Source organism: Corynebacterium sp. ACRQJ (assembly GCF_022346045.1).
In the GTDB taxonomy this organism is placed as follows: domain Bacteria; phylum Actinomycetota; class Actinomycetes; order Mycobacteriales; family Mycobacteriaceae; genus Corynebacterium; species Corynebacterium evansiae.
Window position 1 is genome coordinate 1 of the sequence record NZ_JAKRMT010000002.1, and the last position, 24,133, is coordinate 24,133.

Genomic DNA, 24,133 nt, shown 5'->3' on the forward strand with positions numbered 1-24,133 from the left:
TCGTCGGCATTTTCCCAAACCGTGAATCCATCATCCGGCTTGTCGGTGCGGTCCTAGCCGAGCAACACGACGACTGGATCCAACAAAAACGCTACATGTCACTGACCGCACTCGAACACACCAAGCACCTCATGCACCACCCAGGAGAACATCGTGACGACCACCACCAGCTAACCGCCTAACCAAGCCCCGAACTTCATATCGAGCCGAAAGCACAAACGGCTACACCACTACACCGGACTTGACCGTGGCGGGTTCGTCTTGACGGGAGGGAGCTAGCTCCCCCGTGGACGGTTGAACCTGCTCCACGGAGGGGTTCTGGGATGCGGAATTGTCGGGAAAGTTGCAAAACGTAAATCTCGGGACACATCTCTGGTTGCGGAGAACGCTCTGACCAGGCATTTTATATAGATGAAAAATGTACCCAATAACGTTCTGCAACTTTTCCGACAATTAAGCCCCAGTGTTGGGCTTTATGGGTGCGCTCGACGGCGCAGAGCGGAGTCAGTCTGGGTGGTTAGAGTGTGCCGAGGGGGATCAGGGTGTGCTGGGGTGTTGAAAATGGGGCTTCAGGGGCGGAAATGTCGCTAGAACGGGAATGCGCAACCGTGTGCCATGGGCACCCTTCTGACGGAAAGTCTCTGACCTGCGGTTTTGTGGTAGTGCAAATTGTTTGCAGTAACGCATTCCCGTTCTAGCGACATTTGAACTGAAGGCCTGGCGGCCACCATGCCAGCCAGGCCGCCAAACCAGTTAGTCCCCTACGCCTTCGGCGCAGTCACCGTGTACTGCCACGCGCCCAGCGCAGCGTTTGCGCCAGCACCCTGGGCAATCACGATCTGCTTGAAGGGCACTTCCGTGCAGTCGCCGGCGGCGTACACGCCAGGGATGTTGGTGGCATTGTGCTCGTCCACCACGATCTCGCCCATCTTGTTCAGCTCTAGGCCACTCTCGCCCAGCCACTGGGTATTCGGCACCAGGCCGATCTGGATGAACACGCCCGCGACGTCCAGCGACTTCGACTCGTCGTTAGTGCGGTCCGTGTAGGTCAGGCCGGTGACGTTCTTTCCGTCGCCCACGATCTCCGTCGTAGCTGCCGACGTAATCACGTCGATGTTCGCGGTTTCCTCCACGCGCTGCATCAGGATGTCATCCGCGCGGCAGGCCTCGCCGAACTCCAGAACCGTCACGTGCTTCACCACACCTGCCAGGTCCAGCGCGGCTTCGATGCCCGAGTTTCCGCCGCCGATCACGGCCACGGACTTCCCCTTGAACAGCGGGCCGTCGCAGTGCGGGCAGAAGGTCACGCCCTTGTTGCGGTACTCTTCCTCGCCTGGAACGCCCAGGGTTCGCCACTGTGCGCCCGTGGCGATAACCAGGGCACGGGCGCGCAGGGTGGCGTCATCCCCAAAGTGCACCGTGTGTAGGCCACCCTCCTCGGTGGCAGGGGTCAAGCCGGTCGCGGCCTGGGCCTTCACCACGTCAATGTCGTACTGGCCGACGTGCTCTTCGAACTCCGCCGCCAGCTTCGGCCCCTCGGTGGAGGGTACGGAGATGAAGTTCTCGATGGAGTTCGTGTCCAGCACCTGGCCGCCGAAGCGCTCGCCGATCAGGCCGACGCTCAGCCCCTTGCGGGCAACGTAGATGGAGGCCGCTGCACCCGCCGGGCCCTGGCCAACGACCAGCACCTCGTAGGGCTTCTTCTCGTTCAGCTTCTTCGCCTCGCGCGCGGCGGAACCAGTGTCCAGCTTGCGCACGAAGTCCTCGATGGTGGTGCGCCCCTGGCCGAACTCCTCGCCGTTCAGGTAGATGGTCGGCACGGCCAGGACGTTGTTCTCCTTGACTTCGTCCTGGAACAGCGAGCCCTCCACCGCGGTGTGCTTGATGCGCGGGTTCAGCACCGCCATGGTGTTCAGCGCCTGCACGACGGTCGGGCAGTTCTGGCAGGTCAGGGACATGTAGGTGACGAACTCGTAGTCACCGTCCAGGTTTTCTACCTGCTCGATCAGGTCTTGGTCTTCCTTGATCGGGTTGCCGCCGACCTGCAGCAGTGCCAGCACCAGGGAGCTGAACTCGTGGCCCATCGGGATGCCCGCGAAGGCTACGGAAATGTCGCTACCAGTGCGGACGATGCTGAAGGAGGGCTTGCGCTCGTGCGCGTCGTCGTCGCGGCGGGCAGTGATCTTGTCGGATAGCCCGGCGATGTCCTGCAGCAGCTTCTCCAGGTCGTCGGAAGCCGAACGGTCGTCCAGGCTGTACACCAGCTCGATGTCCTTGGTGATGCGGGGGACGAGCTGGCCGAGCTGCTTGCGCAGGTTGTCGTCCAGTAGTTGCTTAGCCATGGGGGTGCTCTCTTTCTTTGTTTATTGACGCCACCCCAAGGGGATGCGCGCCGCACGTGGGTTCTTCGGGGTTGGGGATTTGTTGGTGGGGTTAAAGGCGCTAAAAACGGCGGGCGGGATCCGTAAGTGGAAAGCCCGGCCCGCCGTGGGTTTCCCGCCTGGGTACGGCGGGGGAGTGGAAGGGGAAGTTAGATCTTGCCAACCAGGTCAATGCCCGGGGTCAGGGTGTCTTCGCCCTCTTCCCACTTGGCGGGGCAGACCTCGCCCGGGTGCTCTGCAACGTACTTAGCGGCCTTGACCTTGCGGACCAGCTCGGAAGCGTCACGGCCGATGCCCTCGGCGGTCTGCTCGATGTACTGGATCTTGCCCTCCGGGTCTACCAGGAAGGTTGCGCGGTCTGCCTGGCCGGCGCCGGGACGCATGTTCTGGAAGTTGTTGGTCAGCTGGCCGGTGGAGTCGCCCAGCATGTAGTAGTTAACCTTGCCGACCTGCTCGGACTCTGCGTGCCATGCCTTGTGCACGAAGTGGGAGTCGGTGGATACGGCGTATACCTCTACGTCCAGGCCCTTCAGCTCTTCGTAGTGGTCAGCCAGGTCGCCCAGCTCGGTGGGGCAGACGAAGGTGAAGTCGCCCGGGTAGAAGAAGAAGATGGACCACTTGCCCAGGACGTCGTCCTTGGAAACCTCGGTGAACTCACCGTTGAAGAAAGCGGGGTTCTTGAAATCCAGAATCTCGGTGTTGATGAGGGACATGCTGTGCCTCCTTGGGGGCTTGGTTTCGGGTTTAAGTTGGCAGTTATTCACAACCGTCGCCACAAAGCCTACCGATTTTCTTCAGTCTTGTTTTGAAGTTGAAGTGGATCATCGGGGGCGGCAATGTGGGCTGCTTGATTGCGATCCACCACCTATTATAGCGATGGCTTTGTAAAAGTCAAGGATTGATAGGTTTAGATTGGTGGCGGGCTATGGGTTTAAATCGGAGGTCGCTATCAATGCTGATTTATGGGGCCTTGCGTGCGGTTTGCGAGGCTTCGTATGTGATGAACCTCTCTTAGGGCTTGAGGGAGAGTTGCCCGGGAGGCTAATATTGCGCATTCAAACAGACAGACAGATCGGTTCATTTTTAGTTTGGAGTAGGGGAACCCATGATTGTCACCGGATTGGCTTTAGGTGCTGTCCTTGGCTGGGTCATGCAACGCGGCAGGTTCTGCGTAACCGGCATGATTCGCGACATTTTCTTGAATAAGACCTGGCGGGGCTTCACCGCCCTGCTTATCGTCATCGCAGTCCACGCGGTCGGCCTTGCCGCCCTCACAACTGCGGGAGTGATTACACCTGAGTACAAGCAGTTCGCACCGCTCGCCGTCGTGCTGGGTGGTCTGCTTTTCGGCATGGGCATCGTGCTGGCGGGCGGCTGCGCATCCGGCACGTGGTACCGCTCCGCCGAAGGCCTTATCGGCTCGTGGCTGGCACTGGTCTTCTACGCAGGCAGCGCCGCCGCTATGAAGGGCGGTTCGCTTAACGCCCTCAACGAGGGACTGCGCAGCTGGGAGCTGCCCATCACCACCATCCACGGGTCTCTGGGGCTCTCCGTGTGGTGGCTCGTCATCCCATTCACGCTAGGGGTTGCTTTCCTTACCCGCCACTTCCTCGCTCAGGAAGCTAAGGCGCCGAAGATGGCGACCCTGAAGCCGAAGAAGACAGGCCTCGCGCACCTACTGGCGGAAAAGCCCTGGCACTTTTACCCCACCGCGGCCATCATCGGCGCGCTGGGTGTGCTCGCATGGCCGCTGTCGGCAGCGACGGGCCGCAACGACGGGCTCGGCATCACCAGCCCATCGTCCAACCTGTCTAAGTTCCTCGTCAGCGGCGAAGACACGGTGGACTGGGGAGTCATGCTGGTGCTCGGTCTGCTGGTGGGCGCCTTCTTTGCCGCCAAGGCGTCCGGTGAATTCCGTCTGCGCGTTCCCTCCGCTGAACAGGCAGTTCGTTCCGTCATCGGCGGCGTGCTGATGGGCGTGGGCGCCTCCGCTGCCGGCGGCTGCACCGTGGGCAACGGCATGGTGCAGACCTCCCTGTTCAGCTACCAGGGCTGGGTTGCGCTGCTGTTCATCGCCATCGGAATTGGCGTTGCGGCCAAGTTGTGGCTCAAGCCCACCGATGCGGTGCCGGGGCAGGCGTCTAACCCGACGCCCAACCAGCCGAGCCAGTCGCAGTCTTCCCCGCGCACCGCACAGTCTGCACAGTCCACACAGTCCGCTGCAGAGCAGAAGGCCATGGCGGCAGAGCTGGGCTTCCAAACCACGGGCACCCTGCTGCTGGATCGCAAGGCCACGGCTGCGGAAAGCGCCGAATCGAGTGGCATCGGCGGGGACAGTGACCTCGGCAGAGACAGTGATCTCGAGCTGGTCGGCGACCGGACTTACAAGCTCGACACCCTTGGTGCGGTTTGCCCGTTCCCACTGGTTGATGCGAAGGCGGCAATGGCCGACCTTTCCGTCGGGGACTCGCTGCAGATTGACTTCGACTGCACTCAAGCCACCGATGCCATCCCGCGTTGGGCTGCCACCGATGGCCACGAAGTCACGAACTTTGAGCAGACCACCGACGCTGGCTGGACCATCACCGTGAAGAAGGGCAGCTAGGCCACCAGCAGCCTATTCGGTCCTCACCGCCCCGAATTGGGGGTGGTTGGGGCGAGAGGGGCGTCACTAAGAAAAGCGAGCAATGGGCGAGCGCGGCAACAATGGGCACATGAGTGACTCACCGGTAACTAGGCACACAATCTTCCAGAACTCCCTGATGACCGCTTTGCTGGACGGCATCTACGACGGCGAGATGACCGTCGGCGAGCTACTGGGAAAGGGCAATTTCGGGCTGGGGACGTTCGACGCGCTGGATGGCGAGATGGTCATCATCGACGGCGTTTGCTACCAACTGCGCCACGACGGCAGCGCCACCCGCGCCGATCTGGAAACCCGCAGCCCGTATGCCGTGGCCACCAACTTCGTGCCCCGCATCCGCCGCCGCGCCCCGCAGAACATTCGCCGCGCGGACCTGTCGAAGTTCATCGACGGCATGACGCCCTCCTCGAACTACATGTACGCCGTCCGCATTACCGGGCACTTCAGCAGCGTGGTCACCCGCACGGTCGTGAAGCAGAAGCCGCCCTACCGGCCGATGGTTGAGGCGACGGATGATGACGCCGAGCAACACTTCACCGACGTCACGGGAATTATCGCGGGCTTCCGCACGCCGGTTTACGAGAAGGGGATTTCCGTCCCCGGATGCCACGTGCACTTCATCGACGATTCGCGCACCGTCGGCGGGCACGTGCTGGACTTCACCCTGGAAGAGGGAAAGATCGAACTCTGCCCAGGGACCGACCTCGAGCTGCGCCTGCCGCTGACCAGCGCGTTCTCCGAGGCGAACCTGGACCCGGAGGATCTGGACGCGCAGCTGCACAAGACGGAAGTTAAGGACTAGCTAACCTGAAAAGGCCTGTCATGGTTTTCCCTTCGATATAAGGTGATCCCCAAGGATTACCGAAGGGTTTAAATCGATGACTAAAAGAAGAAGCTCGCTGCTATTCGCGGTTGCGCTGATCGCGGCGCTGATGGCAATCGTCGCGCCGCCGGCCCAGGAAGCCCAGGCGGAGGATGAAGGTAAGAACATCCCACCGACGATGCTGATTCTGGATGCCTCCGGGTCGATGAAGACCCCGGACGCTGACGGGCAGACGCGCCTGGCTGCAGCAAAGGACGCGGCGCAGATGTTTTCTGTGGCCGTGCCCAGCGACGCGGAGTTGGGATTCATGGTCTACGGCACGGAGGTCGGCAACTCGCCGGAAGAGCGCGAGGCTGGCTGCAAGGACGTTAAAACCCTGCTGCCAGTGGAGAAGGGGAACGTAACCAAGATTCCTGCGGAGGTCGGAAAGGTGGAGGCTTCCGGTCATACGCCGATGGGGCCGGCTTTGAGGCAAGCCGCCAAGGAACTGCCCAAGGACGGCGAGCGCTCGATCGTGCTGGTATCCGACGGCGAGGACACGTGCGCCCCACCACCGGTGTGTGAGGTCGCCAAGGATCTGAAGAAGGAAGGCATTGACCTCACCATCAACACCGTTGGCTTCCTAGTGGACTCCAAGGCCCGCAAGGAGCTGGAGTGCATCGCCGAGGCAGGCGGCGGCGAGTACATGGATGCCAAGGACACCGTGAGTTTGGCTGATTCCATGAAGCGGCTGACGACCCGCACGGCCCAGACCACTGAGACTGAAGCGGAGGAGATCAGCGGAGGCGATGATTACTCATCGGCGACTAAGGTGCCGGCCGATGTGGAGACTTTCTCCACGAAGCTGCGTGAGAAGTCTGATGGCGACCGGGCGGACGAGGACGGCGCCGAGTACTTCAGTACCCCCATCGCCGAGGGCGAGCGCCTGGCGCTTAGCGTGGCCACGATGCCTCCGCCCTCCCAGGGCGATGGGCTGGGGAAGTCCAACTTCGCGCTCAAGTTGGACGCAGAGGATCTAGATTGCTACCTGGACAACAGTGGAGACACCGGGATCATCGATTCCAACGGGCCGTACTTTGCCTCCTACACAACGAAGCGAGCAGGCGAAGACTGCCCGGCAGGTGACTTCAAGTTCAAGGTAGTGCGCAAGAGCGGCCCGTACGAGGGACAGGAGATCCCCGCGGAGGTCACCATCAAGCGCTTCGCGAACGAAGACCTCAATGGTGTTCCGGAGCCTTTCGAGGAAGAGAGCTACTCCCGTGAGGATTCCCCGGAAGCTGCCGAAGACGTGGAGACGGTGAAGCCAGGGGCGTGGTTCCACGACGCCACGGAGCTCAAGGCAGACGGAAAGTCTACGGTGAAGGCCGACATCGTGCCGGGTGAAACTCACGTGTACAAGATCAAGGCTGAGTATGGGCAGAAGCTGCGGGGTGGGATGAAGCTGGTCGCGGCTCCTGACAAGGAGCTGGCGCGCATCTCTCAATTGCAGGTACGGACCCTAAACTCTGTGCGACAAGCAGCTTCTTTGCAGGAAAGTCAATCCGTCAACCCGCACACTGAGGGCCAGTCCGTTGCCTTCGGCCACGCCGCCAGGCTGAACTATCGCAACATGGTGGGCGATGGTGAGGAACAACCGAGCGATGTTGCGGCGCGGAAATCTTGGCTGGATGGGGACCAGTACATCGTGGTTTTCTTCAACAACAGCTGGGGTGGCGGCGAACACCGGGACGTTTCAGAGGTGAAGAACGAGGCCGCCACCTATGAGCTCACCACAGAGCTCACGGGGGAGAAGATCCCCGGCCCGAAGTTCTCGGAGGCTTCGCATCCGCAAGACGAGGACAGTGAAGACAACTCCAAGCAGGCTGACGAATCCGAGGAAAAGGACAGCGAGGAGTCCGACTCGAGCAGTAACCTGATCTGGTACAGCCTTGTTGTGGGAATGCTGATAGCCCTGGGCGGTGGCGGTGTTGCCCTCGCCTACAGCCGCAAGCGCTAGGCGCTAGACGCTAAGCGCTTGGCGCTAGGTGCTAAGCGCTAGGCGCCCTACCCGCGTATGAACTAAGCCCCCAACTCCAGCGGAGGTAATCCGCGAAGGGAGTTGGGGGCTTTAAGCGTTCTCGCCCTGGAGGCTCGCCCGGAGGCCTAGCTCTGGGGCGATAGAAGAACTACTTCTTCAGGGACTCCAGCGGGGTGAAGCGCTCGCCGTACTTAGCGGCCAGCTCCTCGGCGCGGGCAACGAAGCCTGCAACGCCGCGGGTCGGGTAGTCGCCACCGTCGCGATCCGCGACCTTGCCCTCAGGCAGGGTAGCGGCGGCCGGGCGGTCGTAGTTCTTGATGTACTGGCGGGTACCGCCGGTCCAGGCCGGGAAGCCGATGCCCATGATGGAGCCGATGTTGGCATCCGCATCAGAGGTCAGCACGCCCTCGTCGATGCACTTCTGGGTCTCCAGAGCCTCGGCGAACAGCGGGCGCTCCACCAGGTCGATGAAGGCCGGCGCGTCAGCCGGAACGTTGGAGCCAGCAGCCACGCCGCTCGGGTCAGCGGCGGCCTTCTGGGCTGCGCCGGCGGCAGCGGTGTCCAGGCCGGTGCCTGCAACGGTGGACTCGCCGTCGGCGACCTTCACCTTGCCGGCGCCCAGCTCGTCCCACAGGCCGCGCCACAGGCCGGTGCGGCGGCCTTCCTCGTTGTACTCGTAGAAGCCCTTGCCTTCGAGCTTGCCCGGGCGGTCGTACTCGTCCAGCATCTTGTCCACGATCTCGGTCACGCCACCGTCGTCGACGGTCAGGCCAGCGGCCTCCTGAGCTGCCTTGGTCTCGGCGCCGATCTTGCGGGCCAGCTTCAGGTTCAGCTCGTCCTGCAGCTGCAGCGGCGGTGCCGGGTAGCCAGCCTGGCGGCCAGCGGCCTCGATGACGGCCGGGTCGATGCCCTCAGCCAGCATGCGCATAGCCTCGTTCAGGAAGAAGCCGATGACGCGGGAGGTGTAGAAGCCGCGGGAGTCGTTCACGACGATCGGGGTCTTGCGGATCTGGCCGGTGAAGTCCAGGGCCGCAGCCAGGGTCTCGTCGGAGGTCTCCTCGCCCTTGATGATCTCCACCAGCGGCATCTTGTCTACCGGGGAGAAGAAGTGGATACCGATGAAGTCCTTCGGGCGCTTCACGCCGGTAGCCAGCTCGGTGATCGGCAGGGTGGAGGTGTTGGAGCCCAGCACGCAATCCTCCGGCACGGCTGCCTCGATCTCTGCCCAGACCTTGTGCTTCAGCTCGGTGTTCTCAAACACGGCCTCGATCACGATGTCACAGTCGGACAGGTCGGAGTAATCGACGGAAGGCTTGATGCGGTCCAGCAGAGCCTTGGACTTCTCCTCGGTGGTCTTGCCGCGCTTCAGCGCCTTGGCCTCCAGGCCCTCGGAGTAGGACTTGCCCTTCTCGGCAGCCTCCATCTTGATGTCCTTCAGCACAACCTCCATGCCAGCCTTCGCTGCCACGTAGGCGATCGCTGCGCCCATCATGCCGGCACCAACCATGCCCAGCTTCTTGAACTGCTTCTTCTCGACGTCCTTCGGGCGGGAGCCGCCACCGTTGCAGTACTGCAGGTCGAAGAAGAATGCCTGCATCATGTTCTTGGAGGTCGTGCCGGTGACCAGCTCCACGAAGTAGCGGGTCTCCACGGCCAGGGCCTCTTCGATGTTCTTCAGCTGTGCGCCCTCGACGGCGGCCTTCAGGATGGCCTTCGGAGCCGGCATCGGTGCGCCCTTGATCTGCTTGGTCACGTTAGCCGGGAAGGAGGGCAGGAACTGTGCCAGCTTCGGGCTGGTCGGGGTGCCGCCCGGGATCTTGAAGCCCTTCTGATCCCACGGCTGGGATGCTTCCGGGTTCTCCTTGATCCACTTCTTGGCAGCGTCGATCAGCTGGTCTGCCGGGACAACCTCGTCGATCAGGCCGGTCTTCAGTGCGTCCTCCGCACGGAACTGACGGCCGGTGGTCAGGACCTTCATCAGTGCGTCCTGGATGCCCAGCATGCGGACCACGCGGGTCACACCGCCGCCACCCGGCAGCAGACCCAGGGTGACCTCTGGCAGGCCAACCTTCAGGCCCTTGGCGTCAGAAGCAATGCGGTGGTGCGTGGCCAGAGCGATCTCCAGGCCACCGCCGAGCGCCGCACCGTTGATGGCAGCGACGACCGGCACGCCGAGGGTCTCGATTGCGCGCAGACCGGCCTTCATGCCGTTGATCTGCTTCGTGATTGCTTCTGCGTCTTCCGGGGTGGACTTGATCATCGACTTGATGTCGCCGCCGGCGAAGAAGGTCTTCTTCGCGGAGGTGATGACCACGCCCTTGGCCTCGCCGGATTCCACTGCGCCCTGCAGCTTCTCCACCAGCTCAGGCAGCTCGCCCTGGAAGGTGTCGTTCATGGTGTTGACCGGCTGGTTCGGGTCGTCCATGGTGATGGTTACGATGCCGTCGCCATCCTGGTCCCACTTGAACATGCTCATGTGTGATGCTCCTTGTTTTATTTATTGACGCCCTCACGCTTGCGTCCGCGGGAGGTTGTCAGAGGAAAATTGAGTGTTTCTTGTGTTTTGGTCTGCGGGAAGGTCGGTTAGACGCGCTCGATGATCGTGGCCACACCCATGCCGGCTGCGACACAGAGGGTGATCAGGGCGTAGCGGCCGCCGGTGCGGTGCAGCTCGTCGACGGCGGTGCCGGTGATGATCGCACCGGTTGCACCCAGCGGGTGGCCCATGGCGATGGCGCCACCGGAGACGTTCAGCTTCTCGTCCGGGATGTTCAGCTCGCGCTGTGCGCGCAGAACGACGGAGGAGAATGCCTCGTTGATCTCCCAGATGTCGATGTCCTCGGGCTTCAGGCCAGCCTTGGCCAGAGCTGCGCGGGAGGCCGGTGCCGGGGCGGTCAGCATGATGGTCGGCTCCACGCCGGAGGTGGCGACGGAGACAACGCGGGCGCGCGGGGTCAGGTCGAAGTCCTTACCGGCCTGCTCGGAACCGATGGCCAGCAGGGCTGCGCCGTCGACGATGCCGGAGGAGTTACCGGCGTGGTGCAGGTGGTTGATGCGCTCCAGCTGCGGGTACTTGGTCTGCGCGACAGCGTCGAAGCCACCCTGGTCGCCGATCATGGCGAAGGCGGGCTTCAGGCCGGACAGGCCCTCGACGGTGGTGCCAGGGCGGATGGTCTCGTCGCGGTCCAGCAGGGTGATGCCGTTCTGATCCTTCACCGGCACAACGGTGCGGTCGAAGCGGCCCTCTTCCCATGCCTTGGATGCGCGCTCGTGGGAGCGGGCAGCGAAAGCGTCGAGGTCCTCGCGGGTCAGGCCGTCCAGGCTGGCGATGATGTCAGCGGAGATGCCCTGCGGGATGAAGTCGTTGTAGAAGTTGGAGGCCGGGTCCATCGCCAGGGCGCCGCCGTCGGAGCCCATCGGGACGCGGGACATGGACTCCACGCCGCCGACGAAGACCAGGTCGTCCCAGCCGGAGCGGATCTTCTGTGCGCCCAGGTTCACGGCGGTCAGGCCGGAAGCGCAGTAGCGGTTCACCTGTAGGCCGGTGGCGGTGTACGGCAGGCCGGCGTTCAGGGCGGCGGTGCGGGCGATGTCCATGCCCTGGTCGCCGACGGGGGTGACACAGCCAGCGATGACGTCGCTGATGCGGTTGGGGTCGATGCCCGGGTTGCGCTCGATGATTGCCTCGATCAGGCCGGAGAGCAGGTCAACGGGCTTTGCGGTGTGCAGGGAACCGCCCGGCTTGCCCTTTCCACGGGGGGTGCGGACGGCGTCGTAAATGAATGCCTCAGGGGCGCCAGTGTTACTGGTCATGTCAGTCCTATTTCCTATCGTTCTCGACAGTGATCCGTTCGTGCAGTGATCGGCTAGGGCAGTGGTTCATGAATCCAGCGGCTCATGAATCCAGTGACCTAGCAGGTCGCAACACTAAACTTGTGTCTCACGCCACATTACCCGTTCTTCGGGGAAATAGTTGTAGTCTTATGTCTTTTTCTGCCCCTAGAAGGTGCCCCCGCTGAATTGGGGAAGCTCTAGCGCTTCTGAAACACCAGCACCAGGTTGGAAACCGCGAACTCGCGGAGCCCCGGCACGCGCACCATCCACCAGGCCCACCAGGGGTGATAGCGCGGGAACGCGGCCACTAATTCGGCACTTTCGCCGTGCACCTTGCGCGCGTACTCCAGGCCTTCGGCTGCGGAGACGTTGAACAGGCTCTCGCCCCAGCGGTTCTTCGGCGGCTTGCCCATCTTCTTCTCATAGCGCCGGGCGGCGAATTCCCCGCCCACGTAATGCTGCCACAGCCCGGTTTCGTGCCCGCCGAATGGCCCCAGCCACACCGTATAGCTGTAGATCATCACTCCGCCTGGCTTCGTCACCCGCAGCATCTCGTCGGCCATCCGCCACGGATCCGGTACGTGCTCTGCGACATTGGAAGAGTAGGTGATGTCGAAGGCGTCACTAAGAAAAGGTAGGTCCAGCCCCGAACCCCGCACCGAGGTCTGCAGCTTGATGCCCGCGGCGGCCATCTCGCCGACGTCGGGTTCGCAGGTGTAGTAGTCCGCGCCGGCCTTGTCGAAGGCCACGCCGAAGTAACCCGGTCCGCCGCCGACGTCCAGGATCTTCGTGTTGCGTAGGGGCTCGCTCTGGTCTGGCCCCTGCCCAGCACCATGCACGCCCGCGTAAATGTCGCGTATCAGCCCGACGGTGTCCTCGGCCAGGTGGCCGTAGAAGATGTCGGGGCGGGTCTGCTCGTACTTGAAGTCGCTCAGCAGGCCGAAGGAGCGGCGCAGGGTAGCGCGGCCGCGGAAAACGCTCAGCGTCTGGCGCTGGCGGGCGGGGTGGTTGTTCGGGCTCATCGAGTGTCTATCTTTTCAGGTTGTACTGACTTTCTGCAGTCTTTCCGCAGATTCACCAAACCCTGCAAAGTCGCAGGCGGTGGCGACTAACATAGTGTCCATCATGAAAGTACTGCTTCTCTGCTGGCGCGACACAAACCACCCCGAAGGTGGCGGCAGCGAACGTTACTTGGAGCGCGTGGGGGAGTACCTGGCCAACCAGGGCCATCAGGTGGTTTTCCGCACTGCCCACTATCCCGGCTCCACACGATCGCAGCAGGTCGGCCGCAATTTCCGTTTCTCTCGTGGCGGCGGCAACCTGACGGTTTACCCGCGTGCGCTGGCCGCGATCCTGGCCGCCCGCCGGGGGCGTGGGTCCCTGGCGGATATTGGCCGCCCGGACGTTGTGGTGGATACGCAAAACGGCGTGCCCTTCTTCGCCTCCCTGGTCAGCGGCGCGCCCACGGTTGTTCTGACGCATCACTGCCACCGCGAACAGTGGTCCGTCGCCGGCCCGATCCTCTCCCGCATCGGCTGGCTGATCGAATCCACCATCTCGCCGTGGATCCACCGGCGCCGCCGCTGGGTCACCGTCTCCGCCCCCTCCGCCGAGGAGCTGGTGGAGCTTGGCGTGCCGCACGGCAACATCGAGATCATTCGTAACGGCATTGATCCGGTCGCTCCTTCTTTGATTCCGGACGCCCCCAGCCCCAACTCCGACAACGCCAGCGAGGAGCAGACGATCCACCTGGTGGCGCTGTCCCGGCTGGTCCCCCACAAGCAGATCGAGCATGCGCTGGACGCGCTGGCCGCCGTGGCGCGCACCCACCCGAACGTGCGCCTGGATGTTATCGGCGACGGATGGTGGGCCGATCGCCTGCGGGATTACGCCCGCGAGCTGGGGATCGAGCCGCTGGTGGTGTTCCACGGCTTCGTGTCCGAGGAACTGAAGCACCGCATCCTCAACCGCGCCTCTGTGCACGTGATGCCCTCGCGCAAGGAGGGCTGGGGTCTGGCCGTGATCGAGGCGGGACAGCACGGGGTGCCGACGGTCGGCTATGAGTCCTCCGCCGGGCTGCGCGATTCCGTCATCGACGGGGAGACCGGGCTGCTGTGTTCTTCCCCCGGCGGGCTGATGAACGCGGTCGAATACCTGCTGGATAACCCGGAGAAGCGCCGGGAGATGGGCCGGGCCGCGAAGCGCCGGGCCGAGGAGTTCTCCTGGGACGCCACCGGCGCGGCATGGGAGAAGCTGCTGCGCCAGGAGGTCGCGCGCGGTCGCTAGTCAGCGCTGTTAGCGCCGTCGGCCTTGCCAGCCTTGTCAGCCTTGTCAGGCAGCGGCCGGCTGCGGCCGTTCATCTGCAGCTGGCGGGTGACACGCCACAGCCACACGCACATGCCCCACATCATGAGCATCCAGTAGAACGTCATGCCCACGAACAGCGGCGCGCGATCCTGGACCGGCGAGCGCGGCAGGGTGGGGCTCTGCACCCGGTAGAGGTCGTAGTTATCTGAGCTGAGTACGCGCCGGATGCCCTTGGAGTTCAGCACCTGCAGCGCCTTGGTCATCGCGGCGCCGTCGGTGATGGAATACCAGTCCACCAGCACCCAACTCACGCCATTGCGTTTGAGGGTGTTCTTGCCGTTCATCAGGTCCGACAGGATCCCCATGCTGGCCGGGTTGCCATCCACCACCTGGCCATCGACGATCAGGAACCCAGGATCCATCGGTGAACCCGGCAGCAACTTCAGCCCCGGATCCACGTGCGGCCGGTCGCCGCGGGTGCGGTAGTTGCCCGGCGGGAGCAGCACAATCTTGCCGTTCGGAGCGCCGGAGATGATGGTGAACATCTGGCTCCACGTCTCCGAGATCTGCACCCGCTTCAGCGGCGCCATATCCGCCGGGTACGCGGGGACAGTCAGCACGCACGCCACAGCCAGGCCGGCCGCCGCGGCACGCGGCGCCCACCGCGAACGGCTGGAACTGTCCGCCTTAGCCGGGGTCTCTCGGACGTCCCCAGCGCGGCGGCGCGGGTCCATCCGCTCCACCGCCACGGCTATCAGCAGCACAAATCCCGGAATCGCCAGACAGACGAACTTCGTGGTATCGCGGAACATGCCCGCGCCGGGCACGTGGCTAATTGCAAGGCCCATTAAGTCCACGCCCCAGCCGGTGGCCAGCAGAGGGGGCGTCACTAAGGCAAGGACAGTCAGCACCGCAACGCCGCGATAGACGCGCCACAGCTCCTTGAAGCCGAGCATCAGCACCACGCAAAGGGCCGCGCTCACGAGCACTGAAAACAGGGTGCGCGACGGCGGGGTGGCCTCGGCATTCCAAATCCCCGAAAGCCCCATCGTGGAGGCAAGCGGGCCTAAGAAGGTCTCGCCGCGGGCAGAAAACAAAGCCGCGGACAGGGCATCGGAGCGGGTCTGCGAAGGGTTAGAAACCCAGATCGCCGGCAGCAACCACGGCAACGCGGCGATGATGCTGGCAACGAGGCTGCGCAGACGCTCCCCGTGCGAAGGTGCGAACACCAGCGCCGTGATCAGCGCCAGGATCAGACCTGTCGGCACAAAGCCACACAAACAGATCGCCACATACAACAGACCGTGGGAGCGCGCGGCGGCCAGAAAAGCGACCGCAGGCAGCAGCATCCCCGCGGTTGCGACGGTCCACTGGCCCTGCAGAAAACGCTCGATGACGAACGGATTCCACACCACAAACAAAGCCGCAACCAGCTGCGCGGAAAGCCGCCCGCCCGCCATATCCCGCACCATCGCGGCGGCGAAGTAGCAGCCCATCAGGCAGGAGACCAGCACGAGCACGCTGGCCAGGAGCGTAGCGGGGACGGTGGGGGAGAAGAGTGTCAGCACCGCATCCTGCGGCAGGGCGCGCGGGGCACCGTCGTTGATGCCCAGGTTGTTGGAATTCTCTGGCAGGGAATCGGGCACGAACATGTCCCGCAGCAGAAACGCCTTCGAGGAATCCGGGCGCAGACCCAGCCAGAACGGCCACAAAGTGACGACAGAGACGAGGAAAGACCACCCCAGCGCGATCCGGCGATCGCGCTTGGCGGTGGTCTTCGGGGGCTGCGGCTTCACAGCCAATAGTCTAGTGGTTCAGCGGAAATAATTGCGGGAATTATTTAGCCGCCAGGCGTGCGGAGCGGTGAGCGATCCAGCCGACTACCAGCAGGATCAGGCCAACCACGCCCAGGATCCACGGCAGGATGGTGCCCATCAGCTTGATCTTCTGCAGACCGTCGGTGGCCTTCTTCATCTGGCCGTCGCGGGACTCGTCATCCCACGCGCCCGGGAAGTACACGGCGGTACGGGTCGGGTTGTTGATCTCCTCTTCCTTGTTCTCGAAGATCTCCTGCGCCTCTTCGTCGTCCTGCGCGTAGTACTGGAAGACTTCCTCGGAACCGTTGACGATCACGCCGGTATCCGGCTGCACGCGCAGCACGCGGTGGACGGTGTAGTAGCGGGACAGCTCAACCTCGGGGCCGAGGTCCTCTTCCTTCTCGCCGTCTTCGCCCTCCTCGCCGTTCTCGTCTTCCTTCTTCTCCTCGGCCTTCTCGTCGCCCTTGTTCTTGATGTCGTCCGGGTCGATGCCCCAGACCTTCGCCGGGAACTTCAGACGCAGCGCGGCCAGGGTACCCTTGTCGCCCTTGGACAGCTCGCCGTCGGCCTCCAGGCGCTCGCGCAGAGCCGGGTACAGCTCGGTCGGGGGAACGGTCTGCTCGAAGCGGTAGACCTTCTCGCCGTCCTGCTCTTCCTCACCGACGTAGTCGATCGGCTGGGTCTTCAGGATCTGCATGTCGAAGAAGTCGTAGGACTTGCGGTCCGTGCCCATCGGGAACTGGTAGGTGATGCCGGGGCGGGTGAACGGTGCGACGGAGGCCTCGACCTCTTCGTCCTTACCCTCGTTGGCAGCTGCATCCAGGGCCGGTGCGTTCAGCTCGATCGAGGACGTCGGCTCCGGCACGGGCATCTGGGTCTTGCGATCCAGGGTGATGTGGTCGATCGACGCGCTGATCAGGTTCTTCGGCTCTTCCCGGTCCGTGCGGAACAGGGTCTGGCCGGACTCGAGGGTCACGACCTCTTTGTCCGAAGGCTCCTGGGCGGTGGTGAAGCGCTGGGACTGCATCTCCAAGTCCTTGTTGATGAAGCAGCTCACCTGCGGGTTGTCGCCCTTACACTCGGGCTTGTCCTTGTTGTTGCCCACCGGCTTGCCGGCAGCAAGCGCACCCGAGTCCAGCAGGTTGCCGGGGGTCTTCGGGGTGATGGTGGTGGATACGAGGTCCAGCGGCAGCACCTTGCCCTTCGGGACGACATAGGTGGGCAGTGCGATGGCAAAGACCAGCATGGCTACACCGAGCACGATCGCTACGGAGGAGAGGATTCTCTTCATAGGATGGGGTTTCCTGACTCTATCTGTCTATATCTATCCGGTGACTGTAGTTAGCCTGTAAAGCTTCCAATACTTTAGCCAATCAAAACTAGATACTTCGCAGATTTAAAATATTTCTCTAGAAAAGTCTTCGGGGGTGTTTTCGCATGCCGGTCGGTTAAGCTGATCCCGATGAGCTCGAAGATTCCCTCCGCCCGCCCCGCGCCCTTCCTACCTGCACTGGAAGGCCTCCGCGCGATTGCCTGCTCCGGCATCATCATTACGCACGTTGCGTTCCAAACCGGCGCGGATACGGGGAACCTGCTGAACCGCATGATGGCGCGCACGGACTTCTTCGTGCCCGTGTTCTTCGCCCTCTCCGGGTTTCTGCTGTGGCGCCGCCACCGCGCGGACTTTGCGGTATCGACCTCGCAGGACAATCTGCTGACCTTGGCGGGTTACTACGTGAAGCGCCTGGGGCGCATCTTCCCGGCCTACCTGGTCACCGTCGCGGTTGTGCTGCTGTTCTTCCCGGTTGCGGGCTCGCCGACGGTGTGGCAGATGATCTCGAACGTGATCATGGTGCAGATCTACGTCGACGGCGGGCTGATCGGCGGGCTGACCCACTTGTGGAGCTTGTGCGTAGAGATGGCTTTCTACCTGGTGCTGCCTGTGATTGCGGTGGCGTGGGGGCGTCGAGAAAGAAAATGGCGCATCGTGTGGATCGTCGTAGTGGCGGCGGCGAGCTTCGGCTGGGCCTTCATTCCCGCGTTCGCCGAGCCGCCGGCGCCGGGTGGATTGAACCCGCACATCATGCCACCTGCGTTTATCGCGTGGTTCGGGGTGGGGCTGCTCGGCGCGGAGCTGGAGTCTATCGTGCAGGATCGTGCCTACGCGCGCACGGGTAAGGATGGGGCCGAGGGTATAGACGCCCGATACCAGCTGCCGGAGGTGCGATTTGTAGCGAAGTTTCGCTGGGTGTTCTGGTTGCTGGCCATCGGCGCGCTGGCGGTCGCGGCCTCGGATGGGCCGGAGGGCCTGACGCACGCGGCGCCGGCGGAGTTCGCCCGCCGGACGCTATATGGCCTGGTGTTCGCCGCCGCGCTGATCGTTCCTTATACGCTGGCGCCGCGGTCGAAGTTCCTGGAGTCGGCGCCGATGCAGGCGCTGGGCCGGTGGTCGTATGCGATCTTCCTGTGGCACATGTCGCTGCTATCGCTGGTGTTTCCGCTGCTGGGCGTGCCGCTGTTCAGCGGGCACACCGCCCTGGTGCTGGTGGCAACGTTTGTGCTGAGCGTGCCGGTGGCCGCGCTGAGCTACTCCTTGGTGGAAGAGCCCGCGCGCCGGTCCATTAATTCCTGGTGGCGCTCGGTGCGGGATGCCAAGACAGAGACCACCACGGCCAGCAGCACGACTGCGAGCGCGCCGTTCACCACGAACCCGCCCGCGTAGTAGTTTCCGCTGCCCCAGGCACCGCGGATGCAGAGCAGTAGCGCTAGGAACGCGGCCGCCCCGGTGATGGCCTTGCCCGCCAGGATGGCGCGGCGGAAGGGCTTGCTCCGTTGGGTGCGCCCCGTGGCCGGAGTCTCGTTTGCTGCCACTGCTGCCGTCCGTTCCGGCAGCCCCGGCATCCGGCGGGTCCGCCGCACCACGAAGATGCACAGTCCCACTAGCACCAGCGCCGCCACCAGGCCGATGGCCAGCCATGCGCGGTACAGTTTCGTGCCCTCGAAGTGGATGGTGACCAGACCAGACTTGCCCTCCGGGACGATCCAGCCCTGCTGCCACCCATTCACCGTGATCGGCGTGAGCTGCGTGGTTTCGCCGCCTTCTTCCAGCGTGGCGATGCGCCCGGGGTTCGCCTGCGAGGGGTTGAACAGCACGCGCTTCTTATCCGAGGCCTCCAAGCGGGCGGACTGTTCGCCGGGTGCCAGCTGCTCCCGCGGGCGAGCCTGCTCCACCGGCTGCGCCGCCGGGGTTTCCCGCACCGCCGCGCCGTACAGCGGCTCGGCGACGGACAGTGCCGCCCAGCGCGCCGTGGTGGAAAGCACGTGCTTGCCGGCGGGTAGGTTCAGAGTGTCACCACAGGTGTAGTCCTTGCCGTCGATGGTCACGGGCACCTGGTTCTCGCGGGCACATTCGGAGGTGTGCACCACAACCGGCAGCTCGCCCGCGCCGTTGCCAATTGCCTCCGGCACCTCGAAGCCTCGCAGCATGACGGATTCGCTGATTTCCTGGCCGAATACCCAGCGGTTCAGTGTCGCCCCTGTTGCCCCTGCGTTGCCCTGTGAGTCGTCGCCGCCATCCACCGGGGGCACCGTCGGCACGCGCCGTGGCGTGACGTCCTTCTCTCCATTGGCCAGCACCTTCGCCTCGGATATGCCGAAGTCGCCGAAGGAGCCCACGATCGTCACGCGGATCGCATCGGCCCGCCCGGCGGGCACCTTCACCTTGTTGGTCTCGCCGGTCTTGAGGGTTGCCGACGTGCCCGACACGATTCTGCCCTGCAGGTACGTCGTCACCTGCACGCGCGCAGGCCGGCCCTGAATGTCCAGGTGCAGGCCCAGCCTGTTGTATGCCTCGTCCATGCGGAACTCGATGTACTGCCCGGCCACGTTGCCGACCGTCGGCCGCCACGCGGTCCTCTGCGAACCATCCACCGCGGAGGTCGCGGAAGAGTACGTCTCCGCCCCGCCGAAGCTCGTCGGATCCGCTGCAGTGGAGGAGACCCGTACCTCGCCGCGGCCTTCCACGCGCGTCATCTGCTCCGGCGGAATCTCCTGCCCGTCCGCATCGCGCACGGGATAGTCGCGCACCGGGTTCAGCACCTGCACCGGGTCGTCTTCGCTGCGGATTTCGCTGTCCGCGCCCACCACGTTGCCGTAGTTGTGGTCGCGCAGCGCGGGCGTGTCCGTCACCGTCTGTGCGGGTAGCTCTAGCTCTTTACCTTGTGACGCCCCCACGCGCGCCCTCGCCGCACCCTGCCTACCCAGGGCCGCGTCCGCTGCCGCCAGGCGGGGGAGGGATTCGGCGCTGGAATGGGAGACGTCGAGGCGTTCGGCGTCAATAATCCGCAGGTCACCCGCAGTGCCCCCAGTGCCCCCAGTGCCCCCAGTGTCAGAAGCAACAGGATCCACCCGATAGATCCGCACCTGCTCGTCGTCGCCGAAGGCGGCGGCCTTGCTGAAGCCTCCGGAGCGCTCGAGGGTGCGCTCGATCCGCTTGGCGCCGGGGGTGTCGGCGGCGGTGGTCAGGTCGTAGCGCAGCGCCAGGTAGCCCACGCCTTGCTGCCACAGTGCGGCGGCGAGGGAGGGGATGGCGGTGCCGGCTTCCAGCTCCCGCTGCACGCCGTCGAGGCCGCGGATGGCCTCGGGTTGCACGAGCGGCACGGAGTCGCGCACGACCCACGGCACGTCCAACAGGGGCTGGGCGGGTTCGTCGCGGGTGTTTCCCCAGGTCTGGCGGGCAAAGCGCGCCTTGGGGAGGATCATGGTGCGGGCGGGGGCGTGGGTCTCCCCGGCTTCCTTAGTGACTTCCGAGTTCAGCCAGTCCGCGGCCTCGGTCCAGTAGTCGGGCACGCTCCGGTAGGCGTCCGCGGCGGCGATGCGCCCCGACCAGCCCGTGGCGGTGACCACGACGACTAGTAGGCAGATGGCAATGGCGCGGGGGACCTCCGCGTTCTTCTCCGGGTGGAGCCAGCGCACCCAGCGCTCGCGGCTAAGCCCCGGCCAGGGCAGGCGCGCCAAGCCGTGGGCGATGCCCACCACCAGTGCCAACCGCACCAGGGGGTCGAACTTGTGCAGGTTGCGCAGCGGGGCGCCTGCGCCGTCCAGGAAAATCCGGCCCCAGGAGGCCAGCGGGGAGATCGGGGCGGTGGCGAAGACCATTGCAACCACGCCCAGTAGCAGGATCGCCAGCCAGCGGCGGGCGAAAGGCAACTGCGGGCGGGTGAGCCCCCACAGGCCCAGGAATGCCACCAGCAGGGTGCCCGCGACGAAGACGGGCTCGCCGACCAGCTCGTATCCGCCTTGGCGTTCGGAGGAGAGGAAGGGAGTCCAGCTGGTGGTGCCGCGCAGGATCTCCGCGAGGTTCATCCAGTTGGTGGTCAGGGATGCGGACTCGATGTAGTCCGTGAACGGCGGGGAGTACTTGCCCAGCAGGAGCAGCGGGCCGATCCACCAGAACGTGGCCAGCAGGCCTGCGGGCACCCACCACAGCGCGAAGTACAGGCCCACGCGCGGGCGGCGGATGCACATGCCCAGCCAGAAGATCACGGCGGGCAGGATGGCCACCGCGGTGGCGACGGCGTTCACCGCGCCCAGGCACAGTACGGCCAGGGCGCTCAGCAGGGCGTATTTCGCCAGGTGGGAGCGTGTGCGGCGGTCTAGCTGGGCATCCCGCCCCAGCATCGCCGCACTCGCCACGGGCAGCAGCACCCACGGCACCAGCGCGCACACCCACGCCTCGGAGCTAATGGCACCGAGCGTGGTGAGGACCCGCGGGGAGAGCGCGAAGAGAATGCCCGCGACCACCCGCGAGCCGCGGCTGCCGATGCCGAGCCGCTGCAGCAGCAGGACCGTGCCGGCGAACGCGAGCGCCAGCAGCAGCCCCCACCACAGGCGCTGCGTGACCCAGCCGGGCAGGAAAGAAAACACGGCGAAGAACAGGCCGTGCGGGAACAGGTACCCGTAAGCCTGGTTCTGCAGCTGCCCGAGCGGAAAAGTATCCGTCCAGGGGTACAGCGCTTGGCGGAGGAATCCCCAGGGGTTGGCCGTCAGGTCCAGCTTCGTGTCGGCCGAGGTCAGCCCGGGGGACTGTAGGAATGCGAAAAGAAACCACGCGAGGGTGCTATACACCCAAGCGCGGCGAGAAAGGGGGCGATGCGCCGTGGTTGGCACGTGATGGTGTGCCTTTATTCGGAAATGCGGCCGCCGTACTGGACGGCGCCCAGGAATGCGTTGTCCTGGTTCACGGCGATCTGTTCGTCGGTGGGCAGTTCAGTGGTGTCGGCCATTGCGCCAGCGCCGAAAGTTGCGGCGCCGCCCAGGACCAGGCCTGCAACTGCGGAGGCGACCAGTGCGCCCAGGCCGCGACGGTTAGAGGCGGTTTCGTTAGCCATGTTAATTCCTGTTCCTAGTGGGATTGTTGTGGTTTTAGCGTACTAGCTTCTTGTAGATCGTACCCAATCAAACGCCAGCGGACCTTCGTTTGGGAAAACTAGTCCTCATCTTCGATCGGCGGGACGATGAGTACGGGACGACCGGCGTTCTTGATGATGCTCTCCGACACGCTGGACTGCAGGAAGGATTTCCAACCCGACAGGGCACGGGTACCCGTGACGATCAGATCCACGTCCAGCTCATCGGCAGCGTCAACGATGGCGCTCCAAATAGCTGTTCCGGACTCTACCAGAAAGGGTTCGGTAACAAAACCATGGGAGTTGGCCAGGTCCACGCCCTCGTTGCAGATGTTCACTGCCTCTGCGTACGCCGGATCGTCGTCCTCCGGCTGCTCGCCGGTTTCGTTGGACCAATCGTGCTGCATCATGCCGCTCATGCCCGCCGCGCGCGCAGCCTGGCGGTGGATCGGCTCCCACACGGTCAGGATGTAGGCGTTTTTCGCGGACAGGAAGCGCCCGGCGTGCTCCACAGCGCCACGGGCTTCGGCGGAGCCGTCGTAGGCGATCAGGACGGTATCGCCGCTCGCGTCGAAAGCCTGCTGGTGTGCTTGCTGGGCTTGTTCTGCCTGCTCGGTCATGTGTATCGCTCCTCGGTGGGCACTGCACGATTGGTGCACTGCTCGTTGCGTTTGTTACTACGTTAATACTATGCCCCGTAGACACGTAGCCGCTGGCGCTTTAGGTTTCGCTCTTGTTGTTGCCTCTAGCGCTTGTTCCTTATCGACGCCCACTGACCAGCCAGCCGATACCTCCACCTCCGCGGCCACTTCCGCAGTGCCGAGCTCCGAAAGCTCCGGCACTGCCGAATCCAGCGCGCCCCCAGCGGAGAACCGGCAGGCGTGTGCCCGGGCGGAGGGCAAGGCCCCTAGGGAGATGGCTGGCCGGATGCTTGCTGTGGGCGTCACAACCTACGAATCAGCAGAACAAGCCGTCGACGAAGGTGTGCGCCACCTTTTCATTGGCTCGCAGACCGATCGATCCATCCTGAATGGGCAGGGCGACCCCGCGCGTAGCCTGGCGGCGCTCGAGGAGCGCGCGGGCGAACCGCTGACCGTGAGCGTGGACGAGGAAGGCGGGCTGGTGCAGCGACTTTCCGAGATCGTCGGTGAGCTGCCGAGTGCGAAGCAGATGGCGGAGACGATGAGCCCTGAGCAGGTCCGTGACCTCATGGCCGAACACGGCAAGAAGGTCCGCGACTTGGGAATCACCGTGGACTTCGCGCCGGTGGTGGATCTGGCCGGTGGTCAGGAGGTCTCCGACAACGCGATCGGCTCACGTTCCTTCAGTGCCGACCCGAAGGTGGCGGCGGATTACGCGCGCGCCTACTCGGAGGGCCTGCAGCAGGCGGGCGTGACCCCGGTGCTGAAGCACTTCCCGGGGCACGGCCATGCAACGGGGGATTCGCACATGGGTGCCGTGACCACCCCGCCGCTGGAGCAGATGCAGGGCAACGACCTGCTGCCTTTCCGCGAACTGGTGGATGTTGAGGGCATGGCCGTGATGGTCGGCCATGTGGAGGTGCCGGGGCTGGGCGAGCCTTTGCCGTCTTCGGTGAACCCTGCGGCCTACAAGCTGCTGCGGGAGGGCGGTTATGGGCCGAAGCATGACGCCCCAGGTTTCGACGGCGTAATTTACACCGACGACCTGACGGGCATGAAGGCCGTGACGGATCGTTACCCCGGCCCGGAAGCAGCGGTGGCGGCACTGGCGGCGGGAGCGGACGTGGCGCTTGCCGCAGCGGGGGCGGTGGAGATCCCAGATGTGGTGGAGGCCATCCGCATGGCGATCGACGAAGGGCGGATCCCTGAGGATCAGGTGCGCGATTCTGTGAATCGTACCTGTGTAACCGAGTAAAAGAATT

At 64.2% G+C, this 24,133-nt stretch carries 16 protein-coding genes and 1 pseudogene; 7 read left to right on the plus strand and 10 right to left on the minus strand.

Going from position 1 to position 24,133, the window contains the following annotated elements:
• The coding region (locus MHX52_RS01465) for a transposase (RefSeq protein WP_239316207.1) at positions 1–182 on the plus strand (182 nt) is incomplete at its 5' end.
• Positions 183–761: 579 nt separating this feature from the next.
• On the opposite strand, the gene ahpF is transcribed toward MHX52_RS01465, so the two are convergent.
• Together ahpF and ahpC are read right to left on the minus strand one after the other, a co-directional pair.
• Positions 762–2,342, minus strand: coding sequence for an alkyl hydroperoxide reductase subunit F (gene ahpF / locus MHX52_RS01470; protein WP_239316208.1), 1,581 nt, complete (start codon positions 2,340–2,342; stop codon positions 762–764).
• A gap of 188 nt (positions 2,343–2,530) precedes the next feature.
• Entirely contained in the window at positions 2,531–3,094 is a 564-nt protein-coding gene (ahpC, locus tag MHX52_RS01475; RefSeq protein WP_034984431.1) for an alkyl hydroperoxide reductase subunit C, read from the minus strand.
• Between the two features lie 392 nt (positions 3,095–3,486).
• Here ahpC and MHX52_RS01480 point away from each other — a divergent pair, with 392 nt between their 5' ends.
• The 3 genes from MHX52_RS01480 to MHX52_RS01490 all read left to right on the plus strand — a co-directional run bounded on the left by MHX52_RS01480 (position 3,487) and on the right by MHX52_RS01490 (position 7,844).
• Entirely contained in the window at positions 3,487–4,986 is a 1,500-nt protein-coding gene (locus MHX52_RS01480) for a YeeE/YedE thiosulfate transporter family protein (protein WP_035004936.1), read from the plus strand.
• 109 nt (positions 4,987–5,095) lie between these two features.
• The gene (gene budA / locus MHX52_RS01485; protein ID WP_035005003.1) at positions 5,096–5,827 is read left to right on the plus strand and encodes an acetolactate decarboxylase; all 732 of its coding nucleotides are present in this window, start codon (positions 5,096–5,098) and stop codon (positions 5,825–5,827) included.
• Between the two features lie 76 nt (positions 5,828–5,903).
• Positions 5,904–7,844, plus strand: coding sequence for a VWA domain-containing protein (locus MHX52_RS01490; RefSeq protein ID WP_035004933.1), 1,941 nt, complete (start codon positions 5,904–5,906; stop codon positions 7,842–7,844).
• Positions 7,845–8,013: 169 nt separating this feature from the next.
• Here the strand turns inward: MHX52_RS01490 and MHX52_RS01495 are convergent, their stop codons facing one another.
• The 3 genes from MHX52_RS01495 to MHX52_RS01505 form a co-directional block, all read right to left on the minus strand.
• Entirely contained in the window at positions 8,014–10,341 is a 2,328-nt protein-coding gene (locus MHX52_RS01495) for a 3-hydroxyacyl-CoA dehydrogenase NAD-binding domain-containing protein (protein ID WP_049050201.1), read from the minus strand.
• Positions 10,342–10,448: 107 nt separating this feature from the next.
• Entirely contained in the window at positions 10,449–11,678 is a 1,230-nt protein-coding gene (locus tag MHX52_RS01500) for an acetyl-CoA C-acetyltransferase (protein WP_239316210.1), read from the minus strand.
• 218 nt (positions 11,679–11,896) lie between these two features.
• Entirely contained in the window at positions 11,897–12,721 is an 825-nt protein-coding gene (locus tag MHX52_RS01505) for a bifunctional 2-polyprenyl-6-hydroxyphenol methylase/3-demethylubiquinol 3-O-methyltransferase UbiG (RefSeq protein ID WP_239316212.1), read from the minus strand.
• A gap of 103 nt (positions 12,722–12,824) precedes the next feature.
• Between MHX52_RS01505 and MHX52_RS01510 the strand changes: the two genes are divergently transcribed.
• Positions 12,825–13,985, plus strand: coding sequence for a glycosyltransferase family 4 protein (locus MHX52_RS01510; protein WP_239316214.1), 1,161 nt, complete (start codon positions 12,825–12,827; stop codon positions 13,983–13,985).
• Here the strand turns inward: MHX52_RS01510 and MHX52_RS01515 are convergent.
• Positions 13,982–15,802 carry a hypothetical protein gene (locus MHX52_RS01515; RefSeq protein ID WP_239316216.1) on the minus strand — a complete coding sequence of 607 codons (1,821 nt, stop codon included), beginning with the start codon at positions 15,800–15,802 and terminating at the stop codon, positions 13,982–13,984. The two genes, MHX52_RS01510 and MHX52_RS01515, sit on opposite strands and share 4 nt — an antisense overlap.
• 40 nt (positions 15,803–15,842) lie before the next feature.
• Entirely contained in the window at positions 15,843–17,114 is a 1,272-nt protein-coding gene (locus tag MHX52_RS01520; RefSeq protein ID WP_239316218.1) for a DUF3068 domain-containing protein, read from the minus strand.
• 171 nt (positions 17,115–17,285) lie between these two features.
• On the opposite strand from MHX52_RS01520, the gene MHX52_RS01525 reads away from it, so the two are divergent.
• Positions 17,286–18,545: an acyltransferase gene (locus tag MHX52_RS01525; protein WP_083293840.1), complete on the plus strand. Its 1,260-nt coding sequence runs from the start codon at positions 17,286–17,288 to the stop codon at positions 18,543–18,545.
• Positions 18,546–19,918: 1,373 nt separating this feature from the next.
• Here MHX52_RS01525 and MHX52_RS01530 read toward each other — a convergent pair.
• The 3 genes and pseudogenes from MHX52_RS01530 to MHX52_RS01540 form a co-directional block, all read right to left on the minus strand.
• A pseudogene (locus MHX52_RS01530) lies at positions 19,919–21,991 on the minus strand (DUF3367 domain-containing protein); the annotation flags it as partial.
• Positions 21,992–22,005: 14 nt separating this feature from the next.
• The gene (locus tag MHX52_RS01535; protein WP_005297166.1) at positions 22,006–22,212 is read right to left on the minus strand and encodes a DUF2613 domain-containing protein; all 207 of its coding nucleotides are present in this window, start codon (positions 22,210–22,212) and stop codon (positions 22,006–22,008) included.
• 98 nt (positions 22,213–22,310) lie between these two features.
• The gene (locus tag MHX52_RS01540) at positions 22,311–22,850 is read right to left on the minus strand and encodes a universal stress protein (RefSeq protein WP_239316220.1); all 540 of its coding nucleotides are present in this window, start codon (positions 22,848–22,850) and stop codon (positions 22,311–22,313) included.
• A 70-nt stretch (positions 22,851–22,920) separates the two neighbouring features.
• Between MHX52_RS01540 and MHX52_RS01545 the strand changes: the two genes are divergently transcribed.
• Positions 22,921–24,126, plus strand: coding sequence for a glycoside hydrolase family 3 N-terminal domain-containing protein (locus tag MHX52_RS01545; protein ID WP_239316222.1), 1,206 nt, complete (start codon positions 22,921–22,923; stop codon positions 24,124–24,126).
• Positions 24,127–24,133 lie beyond the last annotated feature (7 nt).